Genomic DNA, 21,730 nt, shown 5'->3' with positions numbered 1-21,730 from the left:
ATGCTGATCAAAAAACCTGGAGCGGGTAGACGGGATCGAACCGACATCCTCAGCTTGGAAGGCTGCTGCACTACCATTGTGCTATACCCGCGCGGAGACTGCGGAAGTTCGCGAAGGAACGCCGCAGCCGGTTCCTCTCCGTCGTCCTGATCCGTCGTATCCGTCAAGGCGCGTGGTGGGGGAAGTAGGACTCGAACCTACGAAGCTTACGCAGGGGATTTACAGTCCCCCCCCTTTGCCACTCGGGACATTCCCCCAGCGCGCCTTGTCGAACCGTCGGACCCCTCGTTTCCGCCATAAAGAAGCGGGACGAAACAAAAGCCTTCGGCTTGTCGCCTCCTCTAGGATAGAGGGGGCGCCCAGACCCGAAAGCCCTTGGGGCTCCAAATCGGAGGGCGTCTTATAGTGTCGTCGAAAACAGAACGCAACGACCGTAGAAGCGGTAAAAAACCGGTCTTCGGAAACCGGCCTGAGGGGCCGCGCGACAAGGGGCAAAAGCCCGCTCCGCAAGGGTTTGGCGGGCGCGACGATGCGCCCCGCCCGGCCCGTGCGCCCGATCGGAACAAGTCGGACGCCGATAATTTTCTGTGGGGCCGTCACCCGGTCCTGGCCGCTTTGGCGAATCCCGCGCGTCGCGGCACGGGTCGCCTCCTGGCCACGGCCGAGCGCGCCGCCGAGATCGAAGAGGGCAAACTGGCCCACGGTCACAAGATCGAGGTTGTCGAGGTCCAGGCCCTGACCCGGATGCTGCCCCCCGGCGCCGTGCACCAGGGCCTGGCCTTCAAGGTCCAGCCGCTGGAAGGCGTATCGCTGGAAGAGCTGGCCGATCCGGCCCAGGGCGTCATCGTCATGCTGGACCAGCTGACGGATCCGCAGAACGTCGGCGCCATCTTCCGTTCGGCCCTGGCCTTCGGCGCGCGGGGAATCATCGTCCAGGACCGCCATGCCCCCGCCCTGGCCGGCGCCCTGGCCAAGGCGGCGGTCGGCGCCACCGAACGCCTGCCCCACGCCCGGGTGACAAACCTGTCGCGCGCCCTGGAACGGCTGGCCGACCTGGGCTGGCGCGCCGTGGGTCTGGACGGGACGGGCGAGCAGACTTTGGAAGAGGCGCTGGATCGTCAGCCCACCGTCCTGGTGATGGGGTCTGAGGGCGACGGCATCCGCCGACTGGTCGCCGAGCATTGCGATGTCCTGGCCAAGATCCCCATGCCGGGCGGGTTCGAGAGCCTGAATGTCTCCAATGCCGCCGCCGTCGCGCTTTATGAGGCGTCTCGCGCTCAACGCGGCTGACAGAAGGTCGCACCGGCGTTAGAGAGCGGAAATGGAATTTTTCTCGTCTCCCGAATTCGCCAGCCAGGCCGCCGCTCTGGGCCAGGTCCTCCTGATGGATCTGGTCCTGGCCGGCGACAACGCCGTCGCCGTGGGCCTGGCCGCCGCCGCCCTGCCCCAGGAACAGCGCAAGAAGGCCATTCTGATCGGCCTGGCCGCCGCCGTCGTCATGCGCATCGGCTTTGCTCTGATCACGGTGCAACTTTTGGCGCTGGTCGGCCTGCTGTTGGCCGGCGGTCTTCTGCTGCTGTGGGTTTGCTGGAAGATGTGGCGCGAACTGCAGGAACAGCGCACCCACGACCAGGCCGAGGCCGAGAGAGAACTCGAACTGGCCCTGAGCATCGAGCACGGCAAGGGGCCGTCGCCCGAGGAGCTGGGCCTGAAGCGCAAGTCCTTCGGCGCCGCCCTGCTTCAGATCATGATCGCCGACCTGACCATGTCGCTGGACAATGTGCTGGCCGTCGCCGGCGCCGCCCATGACCACCCCTGGATCATGGTCTTCGGCCTGATTATGTCGATCGCCCTGATGGGTCTGGCCGCCACCTTCATCGCCAAGCTGCTGCATCGCTACCGCTGGATCGGCTATGTCGGCCTGGTCGTGGTTCTGTACGTCGCCATCCACATGATCTGGGACGGCGCCCGTCAGGTGGTGGTCCGCACCGGCCATATGGACGAGTTCAACGCCTCGGCCCCGGCCTTTATCGAGATCAGTCCCGAGGAAGCCGCCAAACACCTGGGCCAGAGGCGCACCGAGACCAGCCCGACCCCGGCGCCCGCCGAACCGACGGCGCCGGCTGCGGCGCCCGCGGTATGACGGTCGCCACGGTCGCGGTCGAGGAGGCCGCCGCCTGGCTGCAATCCGGCGAGGCAGTCCTGATCGATGTGCGCGAACCGGACGAGTTCGCCGCGGCGCGCATCGACGGCGCCATCCTGGCCCCGCTCAGCCAGATGCCTGCCGCCTGGGAGGCGCTGGACCTGCCGGCCGACAGGAAGATCATCGTCCAGTGCCTGAAGGGCGGCCGGAGCCACCAGGTCTGCGCCTTCGTCGGCCCGACCGGCCCCAACGGCCAGCCTCTGTTCAACCTGACCGGCGGCATCCAGGCCTGGCACGCCGCCGGCCTTCCTGTGATCGTCGCGGAACAGGCTTGATCAGAGCCCCCTCAACCACCCCGTAACCGATATCCGGTCCGCCGCCGCCGACAGGGCGACCTGGGTCACGGAATGGGGCGTCGGCACCTTCAACAGGTTCAGGGTGTTGAAGCGGGGGGTGAAGGCCTCCGCCACATTGCCGTCGGCGCCGTGGAAGGCCAGCAGGCCGCCCCACTCGATCCGCCAGACGGGCGTCAGGTTCAGCACATAGGCGAAGAAGCGGTTCTTGCCGTCCGCATGATCGTCATGCTCGGTCAGGAAATGTCCGGGGCGATATCGGGTCAGTTGCGCGTCGGCCAGGGCGATGCGCGGCTCGCCGGTCACATCGCGCATCAGATTCAGGAAAGCCTCGTCGTTCAGGAAGGCCAGCAGGTCGGACCACACCGGCGCCGCCTGCCCCGCCTCGACCAGGTCGTAGATGGGGTGGTTGTCGTACAGATACTGAAAGTTGGTCTGGGCCGACGCCTGCACCGCCTGCCCCAAGGCCTGTTTCTGATCCGGCGATAGCGACGCCAGCCAGGCGGCGGGCAGATCGACATGCCCCTTCCCGCGCCGCGTCACGACATTGTAGTCGGCGGTCGTCGCCGCCTCATACAGTCCCTGAGCGTCGTTCAAAGCCAAGATGCCGTCGATCTGCGTGCGGCCTGTGCGCGCCATTCGCTCGCGAATCGCGGCGCGCCGTTCGTCGGTCAAGAGCGTCAAGGTCGGCGTCATCGCATATCCCCGCCCGCCCAATCAGGCGTCCGCGCCGCCGAAGCGTTCGGACCATTCCGCCACCTGGGCGTCCTCGATCTTGGCGAACAACACGCCCTGGGCCGCCACAGCCTGACCGACGGCCAGACTATTCAGCACATTCTCGTCCGCGCCCGGCCAGCTCAGGTCGGTTGATCCCACCGAAGCCGCGATCTTCTCGGCCGAGAACGGCAGGACCGGCGCCGCCAGACGGGCGAACAGAGCCACCAGATTCAGCCCCGTCCGCACGCCCACCGCCGCGCGGTCGCGGTCGGTCTTCAGCGCGGTCCAGGGCGCGGCGACCTGCAGATATTCGTTGCCCAGCACCCAGACGGCGCGCAGGGCCTGGGCCGCCTTGCGGAACTCCATGGCCTCGAACTGTTCGGTCGCCTCGGCGATGCCCGCCTTGATGTCGGCTTCCAGCTGGATCTCGACAGGCCCGGCCTCGCCGCCTTCGGGCACGACGCCGTCGAACTTCGACTCGGCGAATTTGACGATCCGGTTGACGAAGTTGCCCAGCACATCGGCCAGGTCCTTGTTCGTCGAGGCCTGGAAATCCTCCCAGGTAAAGGCCGAATCCGCATGTTCCGGGCCGTAAGCCGTCAAACGCCAGCGCCAGTAGTCGGCCGGCAGCAGTTCAAGCGCCTGGTCCATGAAGACGCCGCGCTTCTGGCTGGTCGAGAATTTGCCGCCGTACCAGTTCAGCCAGTTGAAGGCCTTCAGCTGGTCCACCGTCTTCCACGGCTCGCCCGAGCCGATGATGGTCGCCGGGAAACTGACAGTGTGGAAGGCCACATTGTCCTTGCCCATGAACTGGACATAGCGGACGTCCTCGGCCCCCTCGTCCAGACGCCACCAGTCGCGCCACGACCCGCCGGTCGCTTCGGCCCATTCCTCCGTCGCGGCGATATATTCGATGGGGGCATCGAACCAGACGTAGAAGACCTTGTCCTCCATGCCCGGACGGGGGAAGCCGTCCTTCAGCACCGGCACGCCCCAGGCCAGATCGCGGGTGATGCCCCGGTCGATCAGCCCCTCGTCCAGGTGCTTGTAGGCGATGGACTTGGCCAGCACCTGCCAGCCGGTCTTGCCGTCGACCCAGGCGCGGATCTGGGGCTCGATCTTGGTCTGCAACAGATAGAGGTGGCGGGTGTCGCGCACCTCCAGGTTCTTGGACCCCGACACCGACGAATAGGGGTCGATGAGATCGGTGGGGTCCAGCAACCGGCCGCAGTTGTCGCACTGATCCCCGCGCGCGCCGACATGGCCGCAGTGGGGGCAGGTGCCCTCGACATAACGGTCGGGCAGGAAGCGGGCGTCGTCGATCGAATAGATCATCCGATCCACCCGCTCCTCGATCAGGCCGTTCTTCTCCAGGGCCTCGGCGAAATGCTGGGTCAGGCGATGGTTCTGCGGGTTCGACGACCTGCCGAACCAGTCATAGCTCAGGCCGAACGCCTGGCCGGCGGCCTTCTGGATCTCATGCTGCTCGTCGCAATAGGTCCGCACGTCCTGGCCGGCGGCGGCGGCGGCCAGCTCGGCCGGAGTGCCGTGCTCGTCGGTGGCGCAGATGTACAGCACCTCATGCCCCTGGGCCCGCTTGAATCGCGCCCAGACGTCGGCCGGCAACATCGAGCCCGCCAGATTCCCCAGGTGCTTGATGCCGTTGATGTAGGGCAGCGCCGAGGTGATGAGGATGCGGGCCATGATCGTCCAGGAGTTCGGGGAAGCGCAGGGATATAGACAGTGACGAACGCGCCGTCACCTCTCCCTCCCCTTCATGGGGAGGGACGATCGCGCAGCGATCAGGCCCGAAGGGGCCTGGGCGGAGTTCTAACTTCCCCACCCCGGCTGCGCTACGCTTCGCCGCCCCTCCCCATGAAGGGGAGGGAGAATTCTAAGGCAGCCGCCGCGCCACCCGGACGAACCGCCCGGTCAGCAGGACAGAAGACGCCAGGCTGGCGATCACGATGGCCCAGACCAGACCGTCCACGCCCATACGGTGCGCCAGCACCCAGCCCAGCGGCATCATCACCGCCCCATAGGCCACGAAATGCATGATCGTGGGCCACCAGACGTCGCCCGCCGCGCGGTTCGCCTGGGCCGCCACCACCTGGATTCCGTCCGCGACGAAGAACAGGGTCGCCAGCACCAGAGCCGGGGCGGCGATGGCCAGCAGGACCGGATCGCGATTGTAGGCGCCCACGATCAGATGCGCGCTGGGCCAGACCAGCAGGGCGACGATGAAGGTCATTGCCGTCACGACGCTCAAGCCCACCAGACCGGCCCTCAACACCCCTCGCCCGTCGCCCGCGCCATAGCTGCGGCCCACCAGAACCGCCGTCGCCGACGACAGGCCCATGGGCAGCATGAAGACGATGGCCGAGACATTCAGCACCACCGCCCAGGCGGCCGTCTCCGCCGTGCCGATCTGACCGGCGAAGAAGGTGAAGCCGGAAAAGGCCCCGACCTCGATGAAATAGGATGCGCCGGCGCCCAGGCCGACCTTGACCTGTTCGCGCGCCGCCTTGGGATCACGCTCGGGCTTGTCGAAGATACCCAGAGCCCGCGCCTCGGGCAGGCGCAGGATATAGACCACCAGGAAGATCGCCAGCGCCGCTCGCGCCCCGAACGTCGCCCAGGCCGAGGCGAAGGCGCCGTCGAAACCGATGCCCAGCAGATCGGGAACCAGCACGATGTTCAGCGCCAGATTGACCCCATTCGCCACCCACATGGCGACCATGCCGGGCTTTGGCCGCCCCAGGGCCTCCAGGAAGAACTGTCCCGTCACCGAGATCAGATAGAAGGGCATGGACAGGGCGAAGACGACCAGAGCCGGTCCCGCCCCCTCGGCCAGACCGTCGTCCAGCCCCATCTGACCCAGCCCCCAGGGGCCGACGGCGATGAGGGCGATCATCGAGACCACGCCGATCTGAAGCGAATAGGTCATGCCCCGACGCAGCACCGAGCCGACGGCGTGCCGACGCCCCTCGCCCAGCATCCGCGCCGTCATCACTTGCACGCCCAGCATCAGCCCGACCGCCGTCGTCACCACGATCGAGGTCGGCGCCCAGGCCAGGGAGTGGAAGGCCAATTCCTGGCTCGAAAACCGCCCGACCACGATGGCGTCGGTCAGGCCCATGGTCATGATTCCCAGGCGCGACAGGATCACCGGCCAAGCCAGGTTGAGCAGGTCTCGGAAGGCGGTACGGGTCTGGGGGCTGAGCGCGATCATCGGAGGCGGCACAGGCCACGCGGACCCGTCGCGGTCAACACCCAAAAACTCTGTGGGTTCAGCCTACCAGGCGCCCAATTCGCGAAGCTGGCGCACCAACTCCTCTGGCGCCTCGCCTGCATCCAGCTCGGTCAGGTCGACCGGCGTGTCCTTGGGCTCGAAATAGCGCCAGCCTTGGAAGGGCCGCCGCGCCATGGGGGCGGTGCGGATCACCTGGGGCGCCAGGGTGATTTCACACCGGCTCTGCTTGCCCTCCCCCAGGGTGGCGATGTCGAGCACGGGCTGGCGGCAGACGATGGTCCCCTTCACCACCCAGTACAGCGAGCCGCCGTCCTCGATTTCCGGCGCGCGTTTAGGCGTCATCCGCGTGTGGACCACCAGAGGCCCGCCCTTGTCGGCGCGGGCCTCCAGCCATTCGACATCCGGCACCCCGACGCCCAGTTTGATCATGTGAAGCGGCATGGCGCCCACGTAGTCGCCCAGAAGCGCCTTGGCCAGATTGTTCATCAAAGGAGCTTGTCTCGCGGAACAGCGGACCGCTTACAGACAGGTCACGGAACTGGCGACCACGATTTCGGCGCCCACGACGGCCGGCGGTTCATCGACCGATGATCAACCGACAGGTGGTGTTACCCGAAACTGGGAGCCCCTTCGTGCTACGCCTTCAACAACCCCAGCAGCGCCTCGGCCGCTTCACGCGACGACCCCGGGTTCTGGCCGGTCACCAGCTTTCCGTCGGTCTGCACATACGACCCCCAATCCGGCCCCTTGGAATAGTCGCCGCCATTGGCGATCAGCACGTTCTCGACCAGGAACGGCACCACGTCCGTCAGACCCACCGCATCCTCTTCAGAGTTGGTGAAGCCCGTCACCTTGCGGCCGTTGACCAGCGGCTTGCCGTCTGCGCCGGTCACCGACTTCAGCACGCCCGGTGCATGACAGACGAAGCCAGTCGGCTTGTCGGCCTTGGCGAAATCCTCGATCAGGGCGATGGAATCCGCGTCATTGGCCAGGTCCCACAGCGGCCCGTGACCGCCGGGATAGAAGACGGCGTCGAAATCATCGGCCTTCACCGAGGACAGAACGACGGTCGAGGCCAAGGCGGCTTGCGCTTCGGCGTCTGCCTTGAAGCGGCGCGTGTCGTCGGTCTGGGCGTCCGCGTCGTCGCTCTTGGGATCCAGCGGCGGCTGTCCGCCCTTGGGCGAGGCCAGCACGACCTGCGCGCCCGCATCCTTCAGCGCGTAATAGGGGGCCGCCAGCTCTTCCAGCCAGAAGCCGGTCTTCTTGCCCGTGTCGCCGAGTTGATCGTGCGATGTCAGCACCAGCAGGATGTTCATAAGGAAGGCTCCGTCTCTTGGGGTGTCCACAGATGGGAAGCCGCACGCTGCGCCTCAAGGCTGGCCTCTGCATGGAAAAACACCCACCCTGCCAGCTCTCTTCACGAGGAACGAACCGCATGAAGCGTTGGATCGGCATGATCGCGGCCCTGCTGGGCGTAATGGCCTTTACCCAGGCGGCTCAGGCCTCATCTCCGGCGCCCTGCGGCGTCGGGCAAGCGGGCGCAACCCAGGCCGTCGCCATCGGCCGGACCGGCCGCTCGATGCTGCTCCACCTGCCCGCCGGCTTCGATCCGAACACGCCCGCGCCCCTGGTCTTCCTGCTGCACGGCAGCGGCGGCACGGGCGAGAAGATGCTGGCCTCGTCTCGCCTGGCGGAGGCGGCGGACAGGCACGGCTTCATCGTCGCGGCGCCCGACGCCGGGATCCCGGTCGAGCGGGGCTTCGTCTGGAACATTCCCGGCGTCCCGACCATCACCGGCGCGGTTCCCGGCCCCAGCGACGCCGACGACGTCGCCTATCTGACGACCGCCATCCGGGTGCTCGCGGATCAGGGCTGCATCGATGACAGCCGCGTCTATGCCACGGGTCTGTCGGGCGGCGGACGGATGACGTCCTGGCTGGGATGCGTCGCCGCCGACCGCTTCGCCGCCATTGCGCCTGTCGTGGGCCTGCGCGCCGGAAATCCGCGTAAGGACCGACCGGAAGAGCCCGATCCCGCCACCTGCCGTCCCTCGCGCCCCATGCCGGTCATCGCCTTCGCCGGCGACGCGGACACGACCAATCCGATCCAGGGCGAGGGCGCGGGCTATTGGCATTACACCATGCACGCCGCCGAACAGCGCTGGGCCCAGTTGAACGGCTGCACCCAGGTGCGCGACACCCGCTGGCTCGCCGACAAGGTCTATGAGGAAGGCTACGCCGCCTGCCGCGACGGCGCGGACGTGGTGGGCCGCATCACCGCCGGCGGCGGCCACAGCTGGGTCGCCGACAACGACGCCCTCTGGGCCTTCTTCGCCTCACGCACCCGACCGCAAAACTGAGCGCCCGACACACCTCCGCGCGAGGATGGCAGCAAATCGGCCTCAAGTAGCGCGAAGCGCGGTAGGCCCAGCAAACAAAAAGACCCGGCGGTTTCCCGCCGGGCCTTTCCGATATTCAGCAAATGCCGAAAGTCAGATCTTACTTGATCTGGACCTTGGCGCCGGCTTCCGTCAGCTTCTTGGCGACTTCGTCGGCGTTCTGCTTGGAGACGTTCTCGACGACGTTCTGCGGAGCGCCTTCGACCAGGTCCTTGGCTTCCTTCAGACCCAGGTCCGAACGCACGCCACGGACTTCCTTGATCACGTTGATCTTCTTGTCGCCACCGTCCAGCAGGACGACGGTGAATTCGGTTTGCTCTTCGGCAGCTTCAGCCGGAGCGCCGCCACCGGCAGCCGGAGCAGCCATGGCGACGGGAGCAGCGGCGCTGACGCCCCACTTTTCTTCAAGCAGCTTCGACAGTTCAGCGGCTTCGAGAACGGTCAGAGCGGACAGGTCTTCGACGATCTTGGCGAGGTCAGCCATTGTCAGTGTTCCTTCGGAGGATTGGTTTTAGAGAGTGATGCAGAGATGAAAGGCTGGGCCGCTTACGCGGCTTCCTTGGTGGCGTAGGCGTTGAACACGCGAGCCAGCTGACCGGCGGGTGCTTGCAGCACGCCAGCGATACGAGTCGCAGGCGCGTTGAGCAGGCCGATGAGTTGGCTGCGGACTTCGTCGAGCGTCGGGAGCTTGGAAAGAACTTCCACGCCCTTCTGGTCGACGACGGTGTCGCCCATGAAGCCGCCGATGATCTTGAAGCGATCATTGGCCTTGGCGAACTCGGTGGCGACCTTGGCGGCCGTACCGGGGTTCTCGGAATAGGCGATGCCCACGGGACCCTTGAACAGGCCGTGGAATTCGCTGCCTTCTTCGGCTTCGAGCGCCTTCAGCGCCAGGCGGTTCTTGACCACCTTGAACGCGCCGCCTTCTTTACGAAGACGACCACGCAGATCTTCCATTTCCGCAACGGTCAGACCCAGGTTTTGGGTCACGACCACGGAGCCGGCGTCGGCGAATACGCCCTTGAGCGTTTCGATCGACTCGGCTTTTTGAGCGCGGTCCATTGCGGTCTCCAGTCTTGGTATTCGCCGCCGGGCTTATTCCCGACGACGGATTGGCCAAAGCGCCGTGCATCGCTGCAAAGCGTTCAAGCCGGTCGTATTGTCCGAAGGATGCGTCTGACGGCGTCCGTCCCGGAATGCGGGCTGACAGCGTAAGGGTCGCGTCCCCATCTCCCCACGGCGTCAGAGGGCTCTCTGACAGTTATGGCCTGGGTGACCCCCACGCCCCGAAGTTCTCGGACAGGACCGTCAAAGGAATGAACCTGTGACGGGAAGCGGCGCTCTTACAGGGACGGATCACGGAAATCAAGGCGCGGATCGCATGGCGTATGAACTCTACTATTGGCCGACCATCCAGGGACGGGGCGAGTTCGTCCGTCTGGCGCTGGAGGCGGCCGGCGCCGACTATGTCGATGTCTCGCGCCAGGATGACGGAAAGGCGATGATGAGGCTGATGAAGGACGCCGCCACGCCGCCCTTCGCCCCGCCCTTCGTGCGCCTGGGCGACCGCCCCGTCGGGCAGGTCGCGGCCATCCTGGCCTGGCTGGGTCCGCAACTGGGCCTCAGCCCGAACGGCGACAGCGACCGCGCCTGGCTGAACCAGATCCAGCTGACTTTCGCCGACCTGGTCGCAGAGGCACACGACACCCACCACCCCGTCGATCTGATGGCCTATTACGACGACCAGAAACCCGAGGCCGCCCGCCGCGCCGAGGGCTTTCGCAAGGAACGGATCGCCAAGTTCCTGGGCTGGGGCGAACAGGTGTTGAGCCGAAACCCGCAAGGCTCGGCTTGGATGGTCGGCGACCGCCTGACCTATGCCGACCTGTCGCTCTTCCAAGTCGTCGAAGGCCTGACCTACGCCTTTCCCAAGGCGTCGGCGCGTGTCCTGAAGACGACGCCGCACCTGGTCGCCGTCCGCGACCGTGTCGCCGCCCTGCCCCGCATCGCCGCCTATCTGGCCAGCCCGCGGCGCATCGCTTTCAACGAGGACGGCATCTTCCGCCGGTATCCCGAACTGGACGACTGAGGTCGTTCAATCTTCCAGGGGCGTGGCGTCGAAGTCGCGGATCAGGGCGGCCAGGTCGGGTTCGTGAACCAGGTCCGCCGCTTCGCTCAGGCTCATCCAGCGCCGCTCGCGCTGGTGCGCCTCGGGCCAGGCGCCCAGCTGGACCAGCACTTGAAGCGGATAAACAGAGACCACGCACTGGCGCACGCCTCCATCCTTCAGACCCTTGGCGTAGCGGAAGACGCCGATGGAGGTCTGGTCCATCTCGCCGCGCACCCCGGCTTCCTCCATGGCCTCCTGGGCCGCCGCCTCGGGATCGGTCTTGCCGACCATCCGACCACCCTTGGGGATGACCCAGCGGCGGGTCTCGCGTGAGGTGATCATCAGGATCTGACGACCTTCGTCCGTCAGCCGCCACGGCAGGGCCGCGACCTGACGGGTTTCGGATCGCGAGGTGCGTTTGACGCCCGACGCCATCAGGCGCGGTTCCGAGAGGATCGGGTCTTGAGACAGGCCATGCGACGTTTTGCACCAGCGAAAGGATCAGCGCGTTCCAAAGGTGATCGCGCCGCCTGCGTCAAGCGAACTGACGCAGGCGTCCTATTTTTCGCCGGGCGCCTTCGCATCGGGATCTCCCAGCACATCCTGACGATACAGCATCGTGATCAAGGTGTGCAGCACCAGCGCCAGCGGCGTGGCGAACAGTACGCCCAGCGGCCCAAACAGGGTGCCGATGCCCACCACAGCGAAGATGCCCAGCACAACCGGCAGGTTGGCCACGTTCTTCTGCACCATAGGCGTGATGAAGTTGCTCTCCAGCTGGGACACCACGACATAGAGGGCAAGCGTCATCAGGGCGGTCTCCCACCCTTGGGTCGCCCCCACCAGAACCGCCGGAACGGTCGAGACGATGGGTCCGACGATGGGCACGAACTGCGCCAGGCCCGTCAGCAGCCCCAGACCCAGGGCCGAGGGAACGCCAATGATCGCCAGACCCACGCCCGTCAGCGTACCGACCAGCACCATCGAGAACAGTTGCGCCTTCAGCCAGCCCTTCAACGCCTTGCCGCAGCTGTTCAGCACCTCGCGCAGACGGGCTCGACGGTCCATCGGCACCATCGACAGCAGACCCTCGCGCGACTTGGCAGGTTCGATGGCCAGGAACACGCCGGCGACGATCACCAAGACCAGCGTCGTCACACCCGAGGCGAAGCCAAGCGCGAACTTCTGCGCCACCTGCAACGCCTGGCCAGCCCGGTCACCCAACCCCTGCAGTTGCTCGAACAGTTGGGCGGCGTAGGGCTGGGCCTGGATCCAGGACTGCACCTGGTCCCAACCCTGGGGCACGACGGCCGACAGAGCCACGACCTGCTCGGTGATCTGCGCACCGAAAAGGGTCAATATCCCCGCCAGCACGGCGACCACGATCACCAGCGACAAAAACACCGCCAGCGGATCCGGCGCCTTCAGCCAGCGCACCAGGGGATCGGCCAGAGCGCGAAGAACCACGGCGACCACAATGGCCCCGAAAATCAGCAGCCACAGCGTCTGCAGGGTCACGATCAGTTGGACCGCGAAATAGGCCGAGACCAGCACGATGGCGCCGAACGCCAGCCGCCCCTTCCACGGATCGCTCCCACCCGAGCCAAGGCCCACATTAGCCTTGTCGCCCATCAATCTTCCCAGTCCGAACATATCGCCCCCTTCAAGGTCGCGACAGGAACGCAGGTCGAGCGTGGCCGTTCGCCGCACGCGATAATAAAATCAGTGGGCGTCGGATGACCGCTGATCGTAGGCCGCCTGAGCCGCCGCGACCTGGGGCATCTGGGTCTCGGCCCAGTCGATCATCGACTGCATCGCCGCCATCAGGGTGCAGCCCAGCGGCGTCACCGCATAGGTTACGGACACCGGCACGGTCGCCACGACGGATCGCGACACCAGACCGTCCCGCTCCAGCGACTTCAGCGTCTGGCTCAGCATCTTCTGCGACACGCCATCGACCCGGTGCTTCAGCGCATTGAACCGGATCGGCCCCTCGCCCAGCACGATCAGGATCAGAGTGCTCCACTTGTCCGCGATCCGGTCCAGCAACTGCCGCGTCGGACAGTTCGCCGCGAACACGTCGCCGCGGGTCCAGGTTTCTGGGGGGTGACCAGGTGTGTGAAAGGTGCCGTCTTGCATGGCCGCATCCCATAGCGCACCTGGTATCCATTGGATACCCAAAGGAGCCTTCCATGAAAGTCGCAGTCCTCGGCGCCAGCGGTCGCGCCGGCTCAGAAATCACAAGGGAACTCGCCGCGCGCGGCCATGCCGTCACCGCCATCGCCCGCAAACCCGAGGCCATCCCCGCCGCCGACGGCGTTACGCCCGTCGCGGGCGACGCCTCGGACGCCGCCGCACTGGCCGACCTGATCAAGGGTTCGGACGCCGTGATCAGCGCCCTGCACTTCGACGTGCCGGCCGAGACCCTGCTGAACGCGCTCAAGACCGCCGGCATCCCTCGCCTGCTGATCACCGGCGGCGCCGCCAGCCTGGAGGTCGCCCCCGGCGTCCGCCTGATCGACACGCCCGAGTTTCCCGAGGAGTGGAAGCCCTTCGCACAGGGCGGCATCGTCTTCCTGGACGCCCTGCGCCACGAGACGGAGATCGACTGGACCTTCTTCTCACCCGCCGCCGTGATCGAGGAAACGCCCCGCCTGGGCCATTTCCGGACCGGAACCGACCAACTGGTCGTGGACGACAAGGGCGACAGCAAGATCGGCTTTGCCGACTACGCCATCGCCATGGTGGACGAACTGGAAAACCCCCAGCACTGCCGCGCGCGCTTTACGGCAGCCTATTAAGGACTATTGCGCCGCCTGGCCACGGCTCGCTCTAGCCATGGCGGCCTTAACCTCGCGCCTCTGTTCAGGCGTGCATTCGAAACGGTTGCAGAGCTGGTCTCCCAAATCGGCCATCAGCTCGGGCATGACCCCCTGGATCGCCGTCGCGATCCGGGGCGCCGCCTCATAGCTCTTGCTCATCATCGAGCGGCCGACATCGCTCTGGTAGAAATCGACGAGGGCTTCCAACTCTTCCAGCGTGAAAATGTCGGCATAGATCGGCGCCACTGCCTCGAACATCCGTGGCAACATGCTCGCGGTCGCTTCCGACATGACCTCACGAAACTCGGCTGCCTGCTCCGCCGACATGGTGTCGGATTGCGGCATCATCATCGCCGTCATCTGACCCAATGCCGCGCCCATCTGTTCCCCTTGAATCAGCGCGATGAATTTGTTGGCCAGCGCCAGTTTTTCGGCCGAAACATCGGTAGTTTCTGCCATTGCCACCGGCGCAGCCAGCAGCGTCAAGGCCATGCACAGGCCGCCGATCAGTTGTTTCATGTCATCCCCCAGGTAGGTGCTCATCCTGATTGCAGAGACGACCTTCGGGCAAGAAAAAACGGCGGGGATCGCTCCCCGCCGTTCTTCCGTCTTGGTTGTATCGAGGCTTAGGCGCCCAGCGAGGACGGGTCGACCTTGATGCCTGGGCCCATCGTCGAAGACAGGCTGATGCGCTTCACATAGGTGCCCTTGGCGCCCGACGGCTTGGAACGCACCAGGGCGTCCACGATGGCCTTCACGTTGGCTTCCAGGGCGTCCTGAGTGAACGAGACCTTGCCGATGCCGGCGTGGACGATGCCCGCCTTCTCGACGCGGAACTCGACGGCGCCGCCCTTGGCGTCCTTGACGGCCTGAGCCACGTTCGGGGTCACGGTGCCGACCTTCGGGTTCGGCATCAGGCCGCGCGGGCCCAGCACCTTACCCAGACGGCCGACCAGGGCCATCATGTCCGGCGACGCGATCACGCGGTCGAACTCCATGAAGCCGCCGGCGATCTTCTCGTACAGATCTTCGGCGCCGACGTGTTCGGCGCCGGCCGCGGTGGCTTCGGCGGCCTTGGCGTCCTTGGCGAAGACGGCGACGCGAACGTCACGGCCGGTGCCCGACGGCAGGTTCACCACGCCACGGACCTGTTGGTCGGCGTGACGGGGATCGACGCCCAGGTTGACGGCGATCTCAAGGGATTCGTCGAACTTCGACTTGGCGTTTTCCTTGGCCAGCTTGATGGCGTCGGAGAAAGGCAGCAGGTCTTGGCTGACGCCTGTGCGGGCTTTTTGAGCCTTGGTTTGCTTGGCCATGGTTTAGCCCTCCACCACTTCGAGGCCCATCGCGCGGGCGGAGCCTTCGATGATCTTGGTCGCGGCGTCGAGGTCGTTCGCGTTCAGATCTTTCATCTTCTTTTCAGCGATCTCGCGCAGTTGCGAAACCTTGACCGTACCGGCCGTCTCGCGACCGACCAGCTTGGAGCCCGACTTCAGGCCCGTGGCCTGCTTCAGGTACCAGGTCGCCGGCGGCGTCTTGGTCAGGAAGGTGAACGACTTGTCCTGATAGACTGTGATCACGGTCGGAAGCGGGGTGCCCTTGGCTTCCTTCTCGGTGCGCGCGTTGAACTCCTTGCAGAAGCCCATGATGTTCACACCGCGTTGACCCAGAGCCGGGCCGATCGGGGGCGAAGGCGTGGCCGAACCGGCCGGCACTTGCAGCTTGATATAGCCGAGAATCTTCTTGGCCATTGGTCTCTCCTATGAATGACCCGACGAACGAACGCAGGGCCGGTGAGCCGTGGTGCGGCATGGCTGCCTCCCACGGATTTGCCGCCCCACGAGCCGAGGCCCGCCGAGCGAAGGCGCGCGTGTAACAGAGGGGGGCTGGAAAGGCAAACGGGCTGGCGTCCTTGCGACGCCGAAACGAAAAAGCCGCGCCCTTTCGGACGCGGCTTCAAATCTGTGAGGTGCGCAGGCTTCAGCCCGAAACCTTCTCCACCTGGGCGTATTCCAGCTCGACCGGCGTGGCGCGACCGAAGATGGAGACGGCGACGCGCAGGCGGGCGTGTTCTTCGTCCACGCTTTCGACCGAACCGTCGAAGCTGGCGAAGGGGCCGTCGATGACCTTGACCTTCTCGCCGATGTCGAAGCGGATGGTGGGCTTCGGACGTTCGACGCCCTCTTCCACCTGACCGATGATGTTCTGAACTTCACGTTCCGAGACCGGCAGGGGCTTGGTGCCGCCCGCGGCGCCCAGGAAGCCGGTGACCTTCGGGGTGTTCTTGACCAGGTGATAGGCTTGGTCGGTCATTTCCATCTTCACCAGCACATAGCCGGGGAAGAACTTGCGTTCCGAATTCACCTTGCGACCGCGACGGATCTCGACGACGTCCTCGGTCGGAACCAGGATTTCGGAGAAGGCGTCTTCCAGGCCCTGCTGCTTGGCCTGGTCGCGCAGTTGCTCCGCTACCTTCTTCTCGAAGTTCGAGTAGGCGTTGACGATATACCACTTGTGGCGCGGATTGGCGGGCTTTGCGGGCGCTGCATCGGTCATGGGCGCGTCTTTCTCAGGATCCGAGAGCGATGATGTAGCGGAAGGCGAAGCCCAGGCCGGTGTCCACGATCCAGAAGAAGATCGCGGCGATGATCACCATGATGAAGACCATCACCGAGGTGATCCAGGTCTCCTTGCGGCTGGGCCAGACGATCTTGCGGCCCTCGGCGCGAACCTGGCTGAAGAACTGGCCGGGGCTGGTGCGGGGCTTCTTGGGCTCGGGCGAATCGACCGTGATGGCGGCGGCGCCGGCCGCCTGGGGCTTGGCGCCCATCTGGGGCTTTGCGCTGCCCTGAGGCCGCTTGCCGGGAGTTTTGGCCTTGGCCATCAGTTGCTCTTCACACAATTGTTCCTGTCGCCCCAGATGGGAAGTCCCATCCGGAAGCGACAGGGGGGATTGGCAGGAGTTGGGGGACTCGAACCCACGACCCCCGGTTTTGGAGACCGGTGCTCTACCAGCTGAGCTAAACTCCTAGACAACCGCTCGAACCCTCAGGTCCGTGCGTTCGCCAGAGGGGGGCGTATGCCCGACACCGCCCTGCATTTCAAGGGCGATATGACACTTCCACCTAGTCTTCCTGATGCGCGGCGATGGCGTCCCGCTCTTCCTGAGCCTGGATCAGTTCCTTGAAGATCAGCTTGTCGATGCGGCGGTCGTCCATGTCGACGACCTCGACCTCGAATCGGCCGACCTGGACCACTTCGCCCTCGTCCGGCACGCGCGACAGCTGGTGCAGAATCAGGCCGGCGACGGTGTGGTAGCCCTCGTGATCGCCGAAATCCTCGCCCAGCTTGTCGGCCAGTTCGTCCAGGTGCGTCTGACCATCGACCAGCCAGCTGCCGTCGGCGCGCTGATGGATCCAGGCCTGTTCCTCGTCGTGACCCTCGTTGAAGTCGCCGGCGATCATTTCCAGGATGTCGGTCGCCGTCACCACGCCTTCGAAGGCGCCGTATTCGTCGACGATGAAGGCCATGTGGACCTTGGACCCCTTCAGGATCTCAAGCGCCTTCAGCACCGAGGTCGATTGCGGGATGAAGGCCGGTTCCGCGACCAGAGGCTCGATGTCGAACTTGCCGTGCGTAAGCAGGCTGTCCAGCAGGTCCTTCTTGTGGACCACGCCCAGCGGATTATCGACGTCGCTCTCACGCGCCACCACGATCCGCGAATAGGGGCAGGTGCGAATCTCTTCGCGCAGGATTTCCTCGGGATCGTCCAGCGCGATCCAGAAGACGTCGTGGCGCGGCGTCATGGCCACCCGCACAGCGCGGTCGCCCAGGCGCAGGATTTCCTCGATCATCACCTGTTCTTCGGGCTCGATCAGACCGGCCGAGGTGCCTTCCGCCAGGATGGTCGCCACCTCTTCCTGGGTCACGTCCGAACCATCGCGGTCCTTGACGCCCAGCAGCTTGAGAATGCCCGAGGTCGAGGCGGTCAGCAGCAGCACGAACGGCTTCAGCACGATCGCCATCTTGGAGATCGGCCCCGCCATCTTGGACGCCACCGCTTCCGGGAAGATCAGAGCGATCCGTTTGGGCACCAGTTCGCCGACGATCAGCGACACATAGGTGATGCACACGACCACCAGGGCCGTGGCGAAGACTTCGGTGTATCGCGCCAGCGCCGGGAAACTGACTTCCAGAATACGATCCAGCTCGCCCGCGATGGTCGCCTGACCATAGGCGCCCGCCAGAATGCCGATAAGGGTGATGCCGACCTGAACGGCGGACAGGAACTGAGTCGGTTCTTCGGACAGCTTCAACGCCGCCCTGGCCCCCCGGTCTCCCCGTTCCGCCCTCGCCTGGAGTTTGGATTTCCGCGAGGAGACGACCGCCAATTCAGTCATGGCGAACAAGCCGTTAAGCACCACGAGGAGCAGAACGACGACAATAGCGATGAGTAACATCTAGGGGGGTGTGGGGACCGACGCGGCGCAACATCCGGCGTCCGCATCGCTACATTAGGGCAGGATCGCGTCCAGCGCTACGTTTTCCTTTGAGCCTCAGCCCGCCCGTCCCGCATCGACCGAACCATAGCCCCCCGAAACCGTCCGACCGTCGGCGTCATACTGGGTCGCGCAGGCGCTCATGCCCAGAACGGTGCCGATGAAAAGACCCAGGCGGATAGCGCGTCGCATTTGGTTACCGAAAAGTTAACGTCCGTTTCGAACGTAGACTTCGGTTTGCGGTTGCAGACAACCCCGCTCGCCTTGGACGCGAACGGCGCGTGAATGGAAAAAGGGGACACCTCGCGGCGTCCCCTTTGTCGTATCTGGCGATGTCGGCCCGATCAGACCTTGATCGGCAGGGCCGTGCGGATGTGGACGTCCTTGAGCTGACGCTCCTCGGCCTCGGTCGGGGCGTTCATCAGCAGGTCTTCGCCCTGCTGGTTCAGCGGGAAGGCGATGACCTCGCGGATGGCGGTTTCGCCGGCCAGCAGCATGACGATCCGGTCGATGCCGGGGGCCAGGCCGCCGTGCGGCGGCGCGCCGTAGCGGAAGGCGTTCAGCATGCCGCCGAACTGCTCCTCGACCACCGAGGCGTCGTAGCCGGCGATCTCAAAGGCCTTCAGCATGATCTCGGCCTTGTGGTTCCGGATCGCGCCCGAGCAAAGCTCATAGCCGTTGCAGACGATGTCGTATTGGAAGGCGCGGATAGTCAGCGGATCCTGGGTCTCCAGCGCCTCCATTCCGCCCTGCGGCATCGAGAACGGGTTGTGGCTGAAATCGACCTTCTTCTCTTCCTCCGACCATTCGAACATGGGGAAGTCGACGATCCAGCAGAACTTGAACTGGTTCTCGTCGATCAGCTTCAGCTCGGTGCCCACGCGGGTGCGGGCCAGGCCGGCGAACTTGGCGAAGACCGACGGCAGGCCCGCGGTGAAGAAGGCGGCGTCGCCCTTGCCCAGGCCCAGCGACGACATCAGGGCCTCGGTCGGCTCCTGGCCCAGGTTCTTGGCGATGGGGCCGCCCCAGGCGCCCTGGTCGTCAGACCAGAAGATATAGCCCAGGCCGGGCTGGCCCTCGCCCTGTGCCCAGGAGTTCATGCGGTCGCAGAAGGCGCGCGAACCGCCGGTCGGCGCCGGGATGGCCCAGACGGCGTTCTTCTCGTCCGCACCCAGGATCTTGGCGAACAGGCCGAAGCCGCCGTCGCGGAAGTGGTCGGACACCACCTGCATCTTGATCGGGTTGCGCAGGTCCGGCTTGTCCGACCCATACCAGGCCATCGACTGGGCGTAGGTCAGGCGCTCGAAGCCCTTGTGCTCGAACGTCTCGCCGAAATCGTTGGTGAAGGTGTGGACGCCGTCGATGGGCGACACCGGCTTGCCCTCGCCGAACTCCTCGAACACGCCGTGCATCAGCGGTTCGATGGCGGCGAAGACGTCTTCCTGGGTCACGAAGCTCATCTCGACGTCGAGCTGGTAGAATTCCAGCGAACGGTCGGCGCGCAGGTCCTCGTCACGGAAGCAGGGGGCGATCTGGAAATAGCGGTCGAAGCCCGAGACCATCAGCAGCTGCTTGAACTGCTGAGGCGCCTGCGGCAGCGCGTAGAACTTGCCGGGGTGCAGACGCGACGGCACCAGGAAGTCGCGCGCGCCTTCCGGCGACGAGGCGGTCAGGATCGGGGTCTGGTACTCCAGGAAGCCCTGGGCGACCATGCGCTGGCGGATAGAGGAGATGACCCTGGAGCGCAGGACGATGTTCTTGTGCAGACGCTCGCGACGCAGGTCGAGGAAGCGGTTGGCGAGGCGGATGTCCTCAGGATACTCCTGGTCGCCGAAGACCGGCATCGGCAGTTCGGCGGCTTCCGACAGGACCTCGACGCCCTGGACGCGGACCTCGACTTCGCCGGTCGGCAGGTTCGGGTTCACCACTCCGGCCTCGCGGGCGACCACTTCGCCGTCGATCTTGATCACGCTCTCGGCGCGCAGACGCTCGACGGCGGCGAAGCCCGGCGTCTCCGGGTGCAGCACCAGCTGAGTCAGGCCATAGTGGTCGCGCAGATCGATAAACAGCAGGCCGCCGTGATCGCGCTTCCTGTGCACCCAGCCGGACAGGCGAACGGCGGAACCGGCATCGGAGGCGCGCAGGGCGCCGCAGGTATGGGAACGATAGGCGTGCATGGAACAGACCGTCTGGAGACTTTGGCGGTGGAATCTGACGCCTTCGGCGCCCGAAATCGAAGCGGCGTAGGGCGCATCATCGCCCCGGAAAGTCAAGGTTTCAGCCGTTGCAAAGCCTGTCGCCACGCATGATATCTGGCGCTCCTGTCCCACCCGAGGCCGCCATGTTCATCGTTACCATCACCTACACCCAGCCGATCGAAGCCATCGAGGCCAAGACGGTTGAGCATCGCGAGTGGCTGGATCAGCATGTAGCCAGCGGCCTGATCATCGCCGCCGGACCGATGGTTCCGCGCACGGGCGGCATCCTGGTGGTGCGCAGCGGTGGCACGAAAGAGGAACTGGAGGCCCTGCTGAAGGCCGATCCGTTCCAGGTTCACGGCCTGGCCGACTATCAGGTCACCGAGTTCAAGGCGGGCAAGTTGAACCCCGCCCTGGCCGAATTCGCCTGATTCCATCCACAGGCGCGAGGTTCCCTCCCCGGAACCAACAGAGCGGGCCTGACGCGATTAATCCTGGCCTCTGCTAAGACGGGGTCATGACCGCGCTGAGCGCCCTGCCCCGTCCGACCGCCGAACAGCTGCGTCTGCCGCTGGAGCGTCATGTCGTGGGCGAGGCCTTTGTGACCTCGGACAGCAACGCCGAGGCGGTGCGCGTGCTGGCGCGATGGCCCGACGGCGCGGGGGCGGTGCTGGCCCTGCATGGGCCGGCGGGATCGGGCAAGAGCCGCCTCGCCGCCGACTGGGCCGAACGGGTCGGGGCCGTGCCGCTGAACGGCGCCGAGGCCGCCCTGATCGATCCCCTGGAGCTGGAAGGCCGGCCCGTGCTGCTGGACCGGGCGGCCGATGCGGACGACGAAAGCCTGTTTCACCTGATCAACCTGGCCAACTCGGGCGGAGGCGCCCTGCTCCTGGTGTCGCGGTCGGCGCCGCGTCAGTGGTCGGTGGATCTGCCCGACCTGCGTTCGCGCCTGGACGCCGTGCGCGCCGTCTCCATCGCGGCGCCCGACGACGCCGTCCTGTCGGCCATCCTGCGCGCCCGCTTCGCCGAGCGCAGCATCACACCGGCCGACGACGTGATCGACTATCTGGTGCGCCGTCTGGATCGGTCGGCCGAGACCGCTGCGGCCGTGGTCGAACGGCTGGACGCCCTGCACCGCCCGGTCACCCGCGTCCTTGCACGCCAGGTGCTGGATGCGATGGACGCCGCCGACTAAGGCGCGACATTTTCTACGCACCCGCTTGCGGCCGTCACAGAC

Annotated in this window: 26 protein-coding genes and 3 tRNA genes; 8 read left to right on the top strand and 21 right to left on the bottom strand. The window is 65.7% G+C overall.

Going from position 1 to position 21,730, the window contains the following annotated elements; translation table 11 throughout:
* Window positions 1-17: 17 nt before the first annotated feature.
* Both ACP7BH_RS01265 and ACP7BH_RS01260 read right to left on the bottom strand, forming a co-directional pair.
* A tRNA-Gly gene (locus tag ACP7BH_RS01265) sits at window positions 18-91 on the bottom strand.
* Between the two features lie 82 nt (window positions 92-173).
* Window positions 174-257: transfer RNA gene (locus ACP7BH_RS01260), tRNA-Tyr, on the bottom strand.
* A 148-nt stretch (window positions 258-405) separates the two neighbouring features.
* Here ACP7BH_RS01260 and rlmB point away from each other — a divergent pair.
* Genes rlmB through ACP7BH_RS01245 form a run of 3 tightly spaced genes read left to right on the top strand, consistent with a single transcriptional unit; the run spans window position 406 to window position 2,478 of the window.
* A complete protein-coding gene (gene rlmB / locus ACP7BH_RS01255) occupies window positions 406-1,290 on the top strand; it encodes a 23S rRNA (guanosine(2251)-2'-O)-methyltransferase RlmB (protein ID WP_425984355.1) in 885 nt (294 codons plus the stop codon).
* A gap of 31 nt (window positions 1,291-1,321) precedes the next feature.
* Entirely contained in the window at window positions 1,322-2,143 is an 822-nt protein-coding gene (locus ACP7BH_RS01250) for a YjbE family putative metal transport protein (protein ID WP_425984357.1), read from the top strand.
* Window positions 2,140-2,478 (top strand): rhodanese-like domain-containing protein, encoded by a 339-nt coding sequence (locus ACP7BH_RS01245; protein ID WP_425984359.1) that lies wholly within the window; start codon window positions 2,140-2,142, stop codon window positions 2,476-2,478. The genes ACP7BH_RS01250 and ACP7BH_RS01245 overlap by 4 nt, the downstream gene beginning before the upstream one ends.
* On the opposite strand, the gene ACP7BH_RS01240 is transcribed toward ACP7BH_RS01245, so the two are convergent.
* The 5 genes from ACP7BH_RS01240 to ACP7BH_RS01220 form a co-directional block, all read right to left on the bottom strand.
* Complete coding sequence (locus ACP7BH_RS01240) at window positions 2,479-3,192, bottom strand: 2OG-Fe(II) oxygenase (RefSeq protein WP_425984361.1); 714 nt, start codon at window positions 3,190-3,192, stop codon at window positions 2,479-2,481. It lies immediately after the preceding gene.
* A 21-nt stretch (window positions 3,193-3,213) separates the two neighbouring features.
* Entirely contained in the window at window positions 3,214-4,917 is a 1,704-nt protein-coding gene (gene metG / locus ACP7BH_RS01235; protein WP_304937392.1) for a methionine--tRNA ligase, read from the bottom strand.
* A gap of 190 nt (window positions 4,918-5,107) precedes the next feature.
* Complete coding sequence (locus ACP7BH_RS01230; RefSeq protein WP_425984363.1) at window positions 5,108-6,445, bottom strand: MATE family efflux transporter; 1,338 nt, start codon at window positions 6,443-6,445, stop codon at window positions 5,108-5,110.
* Between the two features lie 63 nt (window positions 6,446-6,508).
* Window positions 6,509-6,907: a DUF1489 family protein gene (locus ACP7BH_RS01225; protein ID WP_425984827.1), complete on the bottom strand. Its 399-nt coding sequence runs from the start codon at window positions 6,905-6,907 to the stop codon at window positions 6,509-6,511.
* A gap of 194 nt (window positions 6,908-7,101) precedes the next feature.
* The gene (locus ACP7BH_RS01220; protein WP_425984365.1) at window positions 7,102-7,782 is read right to left on the bottom strand and encodes a type 1 glutamine amidotransferase domain-containing protein; all 681 of its coding nucleotides are present in this window, start codon (window positions 7,780-7,782) and stop codon (window positions 7,102-7,104) included.
* Between the two features lie 119 nt (window positions 7,783-7,901).
* On the opposite strand from ACP7BH_RS01220, the gene ACP7BH_RS01215 reads away from it, so the two are divergent.
* Complete coding sequence (locus tag ACP7BH_RS01215) at window positions 7,902-8,825, top strand: alpha/beta hydrolase family esterase (RefSeq protein ID WP_425984367.1); 924 nt, start codon at window positions 7,902-7,904, stop codon at window positions 8,823-8,825.
* Between the two features lie 139 nt (window positions 8,826-8,964).
* On the opposite strand, the gene rplL is transcribed toward ACP7BH_RS01215, so the two are convergent.
* On the bottom strand, window positions 8,965-9,348 hold the full coding sequence (gene rplL, locus ACP7BH_RS01210; protein ID WP_135193045.1) for a 50S ribosomal protein L7/L12: 384 nt from the start codon (window positions 9,346-9,348) through the stop codon (window positions 8,965-8,967).
* A 62-nt stretch (window positions 9,349-9,410) separates the two neighbouring features.
* Complete coding sequence (gene rplJ / locus ACP7BH_RS01205) at window positions 9,411-9,926, bottom strand: 50S ribosomal protein L10 (RefSeq protein ID WP_135193046.1); 516 nt, start codon at window positions 9,924-9,926, stop codon at window positions 9,411-9,413.
* A 319-nt stretch (window positions 9,927-10,245) separates the two neighbouring features.
* On the opposite strand from rplJ, the gene ACP7BH_RS01200 reads away from it, so the two are divergent.
* Window positions 10,246-10,953: a glutathione S-transferase gene (locus tag ACP7BH_RS01200; RefSeq protein WP_425984369.1), complete on the top strand. Its 708-nt coding sequence runs from the start codon at window positions 10,246-10,248 to the stop codon at window positions 10,951-10,953.
* Window positions 10,954-10,959: 6 nt separating this feature from the next.
* On the opposite strand, the gene ACP7BH_RS01195 is transcribed toward ACP7BH_RS01200, so the two are convergent.
* From ACP7BH_RS01195 to ACP7BH_RS01185, 3 genes are all read right to left on the bottom strand, one after another.
* Window positions 10,960-11,409: an NUDIX hydrolase gene (locus ACP7BH_RS01195; protein WP_425984371.1), complete on the bottom strand. Its 450-nt coding sequence runs from the start codon at window positions 11,407-11,409 to the stop codon at window positions 10,960-10,962.
* Between the two features lie 123 nt (window positions 11,410-11,532).
* Window positions 11,533-12,606, bottom strand: a complete 1,074-nt coding sequence (locus tag ACP7BH_RS01190) for an AI-2E family transporter (protein ID WP_425984373.1) — start codon at window positions 12,604-12,606, stop codon at window positions 11,533-11,535.
* 90 nt (window positions 12,607-12,696) lie between these two features.
* Window positions 12,697-13,113, bottom strand: a complete 417-nt coding sequence (locus ACP7BH_RS01185; protein ID WP_425984375.1) for a winged helix-turn-helix transcriptional regulator — start codon at window positions 13,111-13,113, stop codon at window positions 12,697-12,699.
* Between the two features lie 53 nt (window positions 13,114-13,166).
* On the opposite strand from ACP7BH_RS01185, the gene ACP7BH_RS01180 reads away from it, so the two are divergent.
* Window positions 13,167-13,775, top strand: coding sequence for an NAD(P)-dependent oxidoreductase (locus tag ACP7BH_RS01180; RefSeq protein WP_425984377.1), 609 nt, complete (start codon window positions 13,167-13,169; stop codon window positions 13,773-13,775).
* A 3-nt stretch (window positions 13,776-13,778) separates the two neighbouring features.
* Here ACP7BH_RS01180 and ACP7BH_RS01175 read toward each other — a convergent pair whose 3' ends face one another.
* The 9 genes from ACP7BH_RS01175 to aspS all read right to left on the bottom strand — a co-directional run bounded on the left by ACP7BH_RS01175 (window position 13,779) and on the right by aspS (window position 20,472).
* Window positions 13,779-14,315 carry a DUF2059 domain-containing protein gene (locus ACP7BH_RS01175; protein WP_425984379.1) on the bottom strand — a complete coding sequence of 179 codons (537 nt, stop codon included), beginning with the start codon at window positions 14,313-14,315 and terminating at the stop codon, window positions 13,779-13,781.
* 107 nt (window positions 14,316-14,422) lie between these two features.
* A complete protein-coding gene (gene rplA, locus ACP7BH_RS01170; RefSeq protein ID WP_135193052.1) occupies window positions 14,423-15,112 on the bottom strand; it encodes a 50S ribosomal protein L1 in 690 nt (229 codons plus the stop codon).
* 3 nt (window positions 15,113-15,115) lie between these two features.
* Complete coding sequence (rplK, locus tag ACP7BH_RS01165; protein WP_135193053.1) at window positions 15,116-15,547, bottom strand: 50S ribosomal protein L11; 432 nt, start codon at window positions 15,545-15,547, stop codon at window positions 15,116-15,118.
* Window positions 15,548-15,776: 229 nt separating this feature from the next.
* Window positions 15,777-16,352, bottom strand: a complete 576-nt coding sequence (gene nusG / locus ACP7BH_RS01160; RefSeq protein ID WP_135193054.1) for a transcription termination/antitermination protein NusG — start codon at window positions 16,350-16,352, stop codon at window positions 15,777-15,779.
* Window positions 16,353-16,365: 13 nt separating this feature from the next.
* On the bottom strand, window positions 16,366-16,680 hold the full coding sequence (gene secE, locus ACP7BH_RS01155) for a preprotein translocase subunit SecE (RefSeq protein ID WP_135193055.1): 315 nt from the start codon (window positions 16,678-16,680) through the stop codon (window positions 16,366-16,368).
* A gap of 70 nt (window positions 16,681-16,750) precedes the next feature.
* Window positions 16,751-16,826, bottom strand: a tRNA-Trp gene (locus ACP7BH_RS01150).
* Between the two features lie 95 nt (window positions 16,827-16,921).
* Window positions 16,922-18,256: a hemolysin family protein gene (locus tag ACP7BH_RS01145; RefSeq protein ID WP_409715424.1), complete on the bottom strand. Its 1,335-nt coding sequence runs from the start codon at window positions 18,254-18,256 to the stop codon at window positions 16,922-16,924.
* A 96-nt stretch (window positions 18,257-18,352) separates the two neighbouring features.
* Window positions 18,353-18,487: a hypothetical protein gene (locus tag ACP7BH_RS01140; protein WP_425984381.1), complete on the bottom strand. Its 135-nt coding sequence runs from the start codon at window positions 18,485-18,487 to the stop codon at window positions 18,353-18,355.
* 152 nt (window positions 18,488-18,639) lie between these two features.
* Window positions 18,640-20,472, bottom strand: a complete 1,833-nt coding sequence (aspS, locus tag ACP7BH_RS01135) for an aspartate--tRNA ligase (protein ID WP_425984383.1) — start codon at window positions 20,470-20,472, stop codon at window positions 18,640-18,642.
* Window positions 20,473-20,636: 164 nt separating this feature from the next.
* Between aspS and ACP7BH_RS01130 the strand changes: the two genes are divergently transcribed.
* On the top strand, window positions 20,637-20,924 hold the full coding sequence (locus ACP7BH_RS01130; RefSeq protein ID WP_425984385.1) for a YciI family protein: 288 nt from the start codon (window positions 20,637-20,639) through the stop codon (window positions 20,922-20,924).
* Between the two features lie 86 nt (window positions 20,925-21,010).
* Window positions 21,011-21,688 (top strand): chromosomal replication initiator DnaA, encoded by a 678-nt coding sequence (locus ACP7BH_RS01125; protein WP_425984387.1) that lies wholly within the window; start codon window positions 21,011-21,013, stop codon window positions 21,686-21,688.
* Window positions 21,689-21,730 lie beyond the last annotated feature (42 nt).

The organism is Brevundimonas sp. TWP2-1, from assembly GCF_049897645.1.
Taxonomy (GTDB): Bacteria; Pseudomonadota; Alphaproteobacteria; order Caulobacterales; family Caulobacteraceae; genus Brevundimonas.
This window is presented reverse-complemented; position numbering and strand designations above follow the sequence as displayed.

Bases quoted from the DNA above. Each gene is read 5' to 3' on its own strand.
- ACP7BH_RS01250 (WP_425984357.1), top strand. From the start codon at position 1,322: ATGGAATTTTTCTCGTCTCCCGAATTCGCCAGCCAGGCCGCCGCTCTG.
- ACP7BH_RS01245 (WP_425984359.1), top strand. From the start codon at position 2,140: ATGACGGTCGCCACGGTCGCGGTCGAGGAGGCCGCCGCCTGGCTGCAA.
- ACP7BH_RS01240 (WP_425984361.1), bottom strand. From the start codon at position 3,192: ATGACGCCGACCTTGACGCTCTTGACCGACGAACGGCGCGCCGCGATT.
- metG (WP_304937392.1), bottom strand. From the start codon at position 4,917: ATGGCCCGCATCCTCATCACCTCGGCGCTGCCCTACATCAACGGCATC.
- ACP7BH_RS01230 (WP_425984363.1), bottom strand. From the start codon at position 6,445: ATGATCGCGCTCAGCCCCCAGACCCGTACCGCCTTCCGAGACCTGCTC.
- ACP7BH_RS01225 (WP_425984827.1), bottom strand. From the start codon at position 6,907: ATGCCGCTTCACATGATCAAACTGGGCGTCGGGGTGCCGGATGTCGAA.
- ACP7BH_RS01220 (WP_425984365.1), bottom strand. From the start codon at position 7,782: ATGAACATCCTGCTGGTGCTGACATCGCACGATCAACTCGGCGACACG.
- ACP7BH_RS01215 (WP_425984367.1), top strand. From the start codon at position 7,902: ATGAAGCGTTGGATCGGCATGATCGCGGCCCTGCTGGGCGTAATGGCC.
- rplL (WP_135193045.1), bottom strand. From the start codon at position 9,348: ATGGCTGACCTCGCCAAGATCGTCGAAGACCTGTCCGCTCTGACCGTT.
- rplJ (WP_135193046.1), bottom strand. From the start codon at position 9,926: ATGGACCGCGCTCAAAAAGCCGAGTCGATCGAAACGCTCAAGGGCGTA.
- ACP7BH_RS01200 (WP_425984369.1), top strand. From the start codon at position 10,246: ATGGCGTATGAACTCTACTATTGGCCGACCATCCAGGGACGGGGCGAG.
- ACP7BH_RS01195 (WP_425984371.1), bottom strand. From the start codon at position 11,409: ATGGCGTCGGGCGTCAAACGCACCTCGCGATCCGAAACCCGTCAGGTC.
- ACP7BH_RS01190 (WP_425984373.1), bottom strand. From the start codon at position 12,606: ATGGGCGACAAGGCTAATGTGGGCCTTGGCTCGGGTGGGAGCGATCCG.
- ACP7BH_RS01185 (WP_425984375.1), bottom strand. From the start codon at position 13,113: ATGCAAGACGGCACCTTTCACACACCTGGTCACCCCCCAGAAACCTGG.
- ACP7BH_RS01180 (WP_425984377.1), top strand. From the start codon at position 13,167: ATGAAAGTCGCAGTCCTCGGCGCCAGCGGTCGCGCCGGCTCAGAAATC.
- ACP7BH_RS01175 (WP_425984379.1), bottom strand. From the start codon at position 14,315: ATGAAACAACTGATCGGCGGCCTGTGCATGGCCTTGACGCTGCTGGCT.
- rplA (WP_135193052.1), bottom strand. From the start codon at position 15,112: ATGGCCAAGCAAACCAAGGCTCAAAAAGCCCGCACAGGCGTCAGCCAA.
- rplK (WP_135193053.1), bottom strand. From the start codon at position 15,547: ATGGCCAAGAAGATTCTCGGCTATATCAAGCTGCAAGTGCCGGCCGGT.
- nusG (WP_135193054.1), bottom strand. From the start codon at position 16,352: ATGACCGATGCAGCGCCCGCAAAGCCCGCCAATCCGCGCCACAAGTGG.
- secE (WP_135193055.1), bottom strand. From the start codon at position 16,680: ATGGCCAAGGCCAAAACTCCCGGCAAGCGGCCTCAGGGCAGCGCAAAG.
- ACP7BH_RS01145 (WP_409715424.1), bottom strand. From the start codon at position 18,256: ATGTTACTCATCGCTATTGTCGTCGTTCTGCTCCTCGTGGTGCTTAAC.
- ACP7BH_RS01140 (WP_425984381.1), bottom strand. From the start codon at position 18,487: ATGCGACGCGCTATCCGCCTGGGTCTTTTCATCGGCACCGTTCTGGGC.
- aspS (WP_425984383.1), bottom strand. From the start codon at position 20,472: ATGCACGCCTATCGTTCCCATACCTGCGGCGCCCTGCGCGCCTCCGAT.
- ACP7BH_RS01130 (WP_425984385.1), top strand. From the start codon at position 20,637: ATGTTCATCGTTACCATCACCTACACCCAGCCGATCGAAGCCATCGAG.
- ACP7BH_RS01125 (WP_425984387.1), top strand. From the start codon at position 21,011: ATGACCGCGCTGAGCGCCCTGCCCCGTCCGACCGCCGAACAGCTGCGT.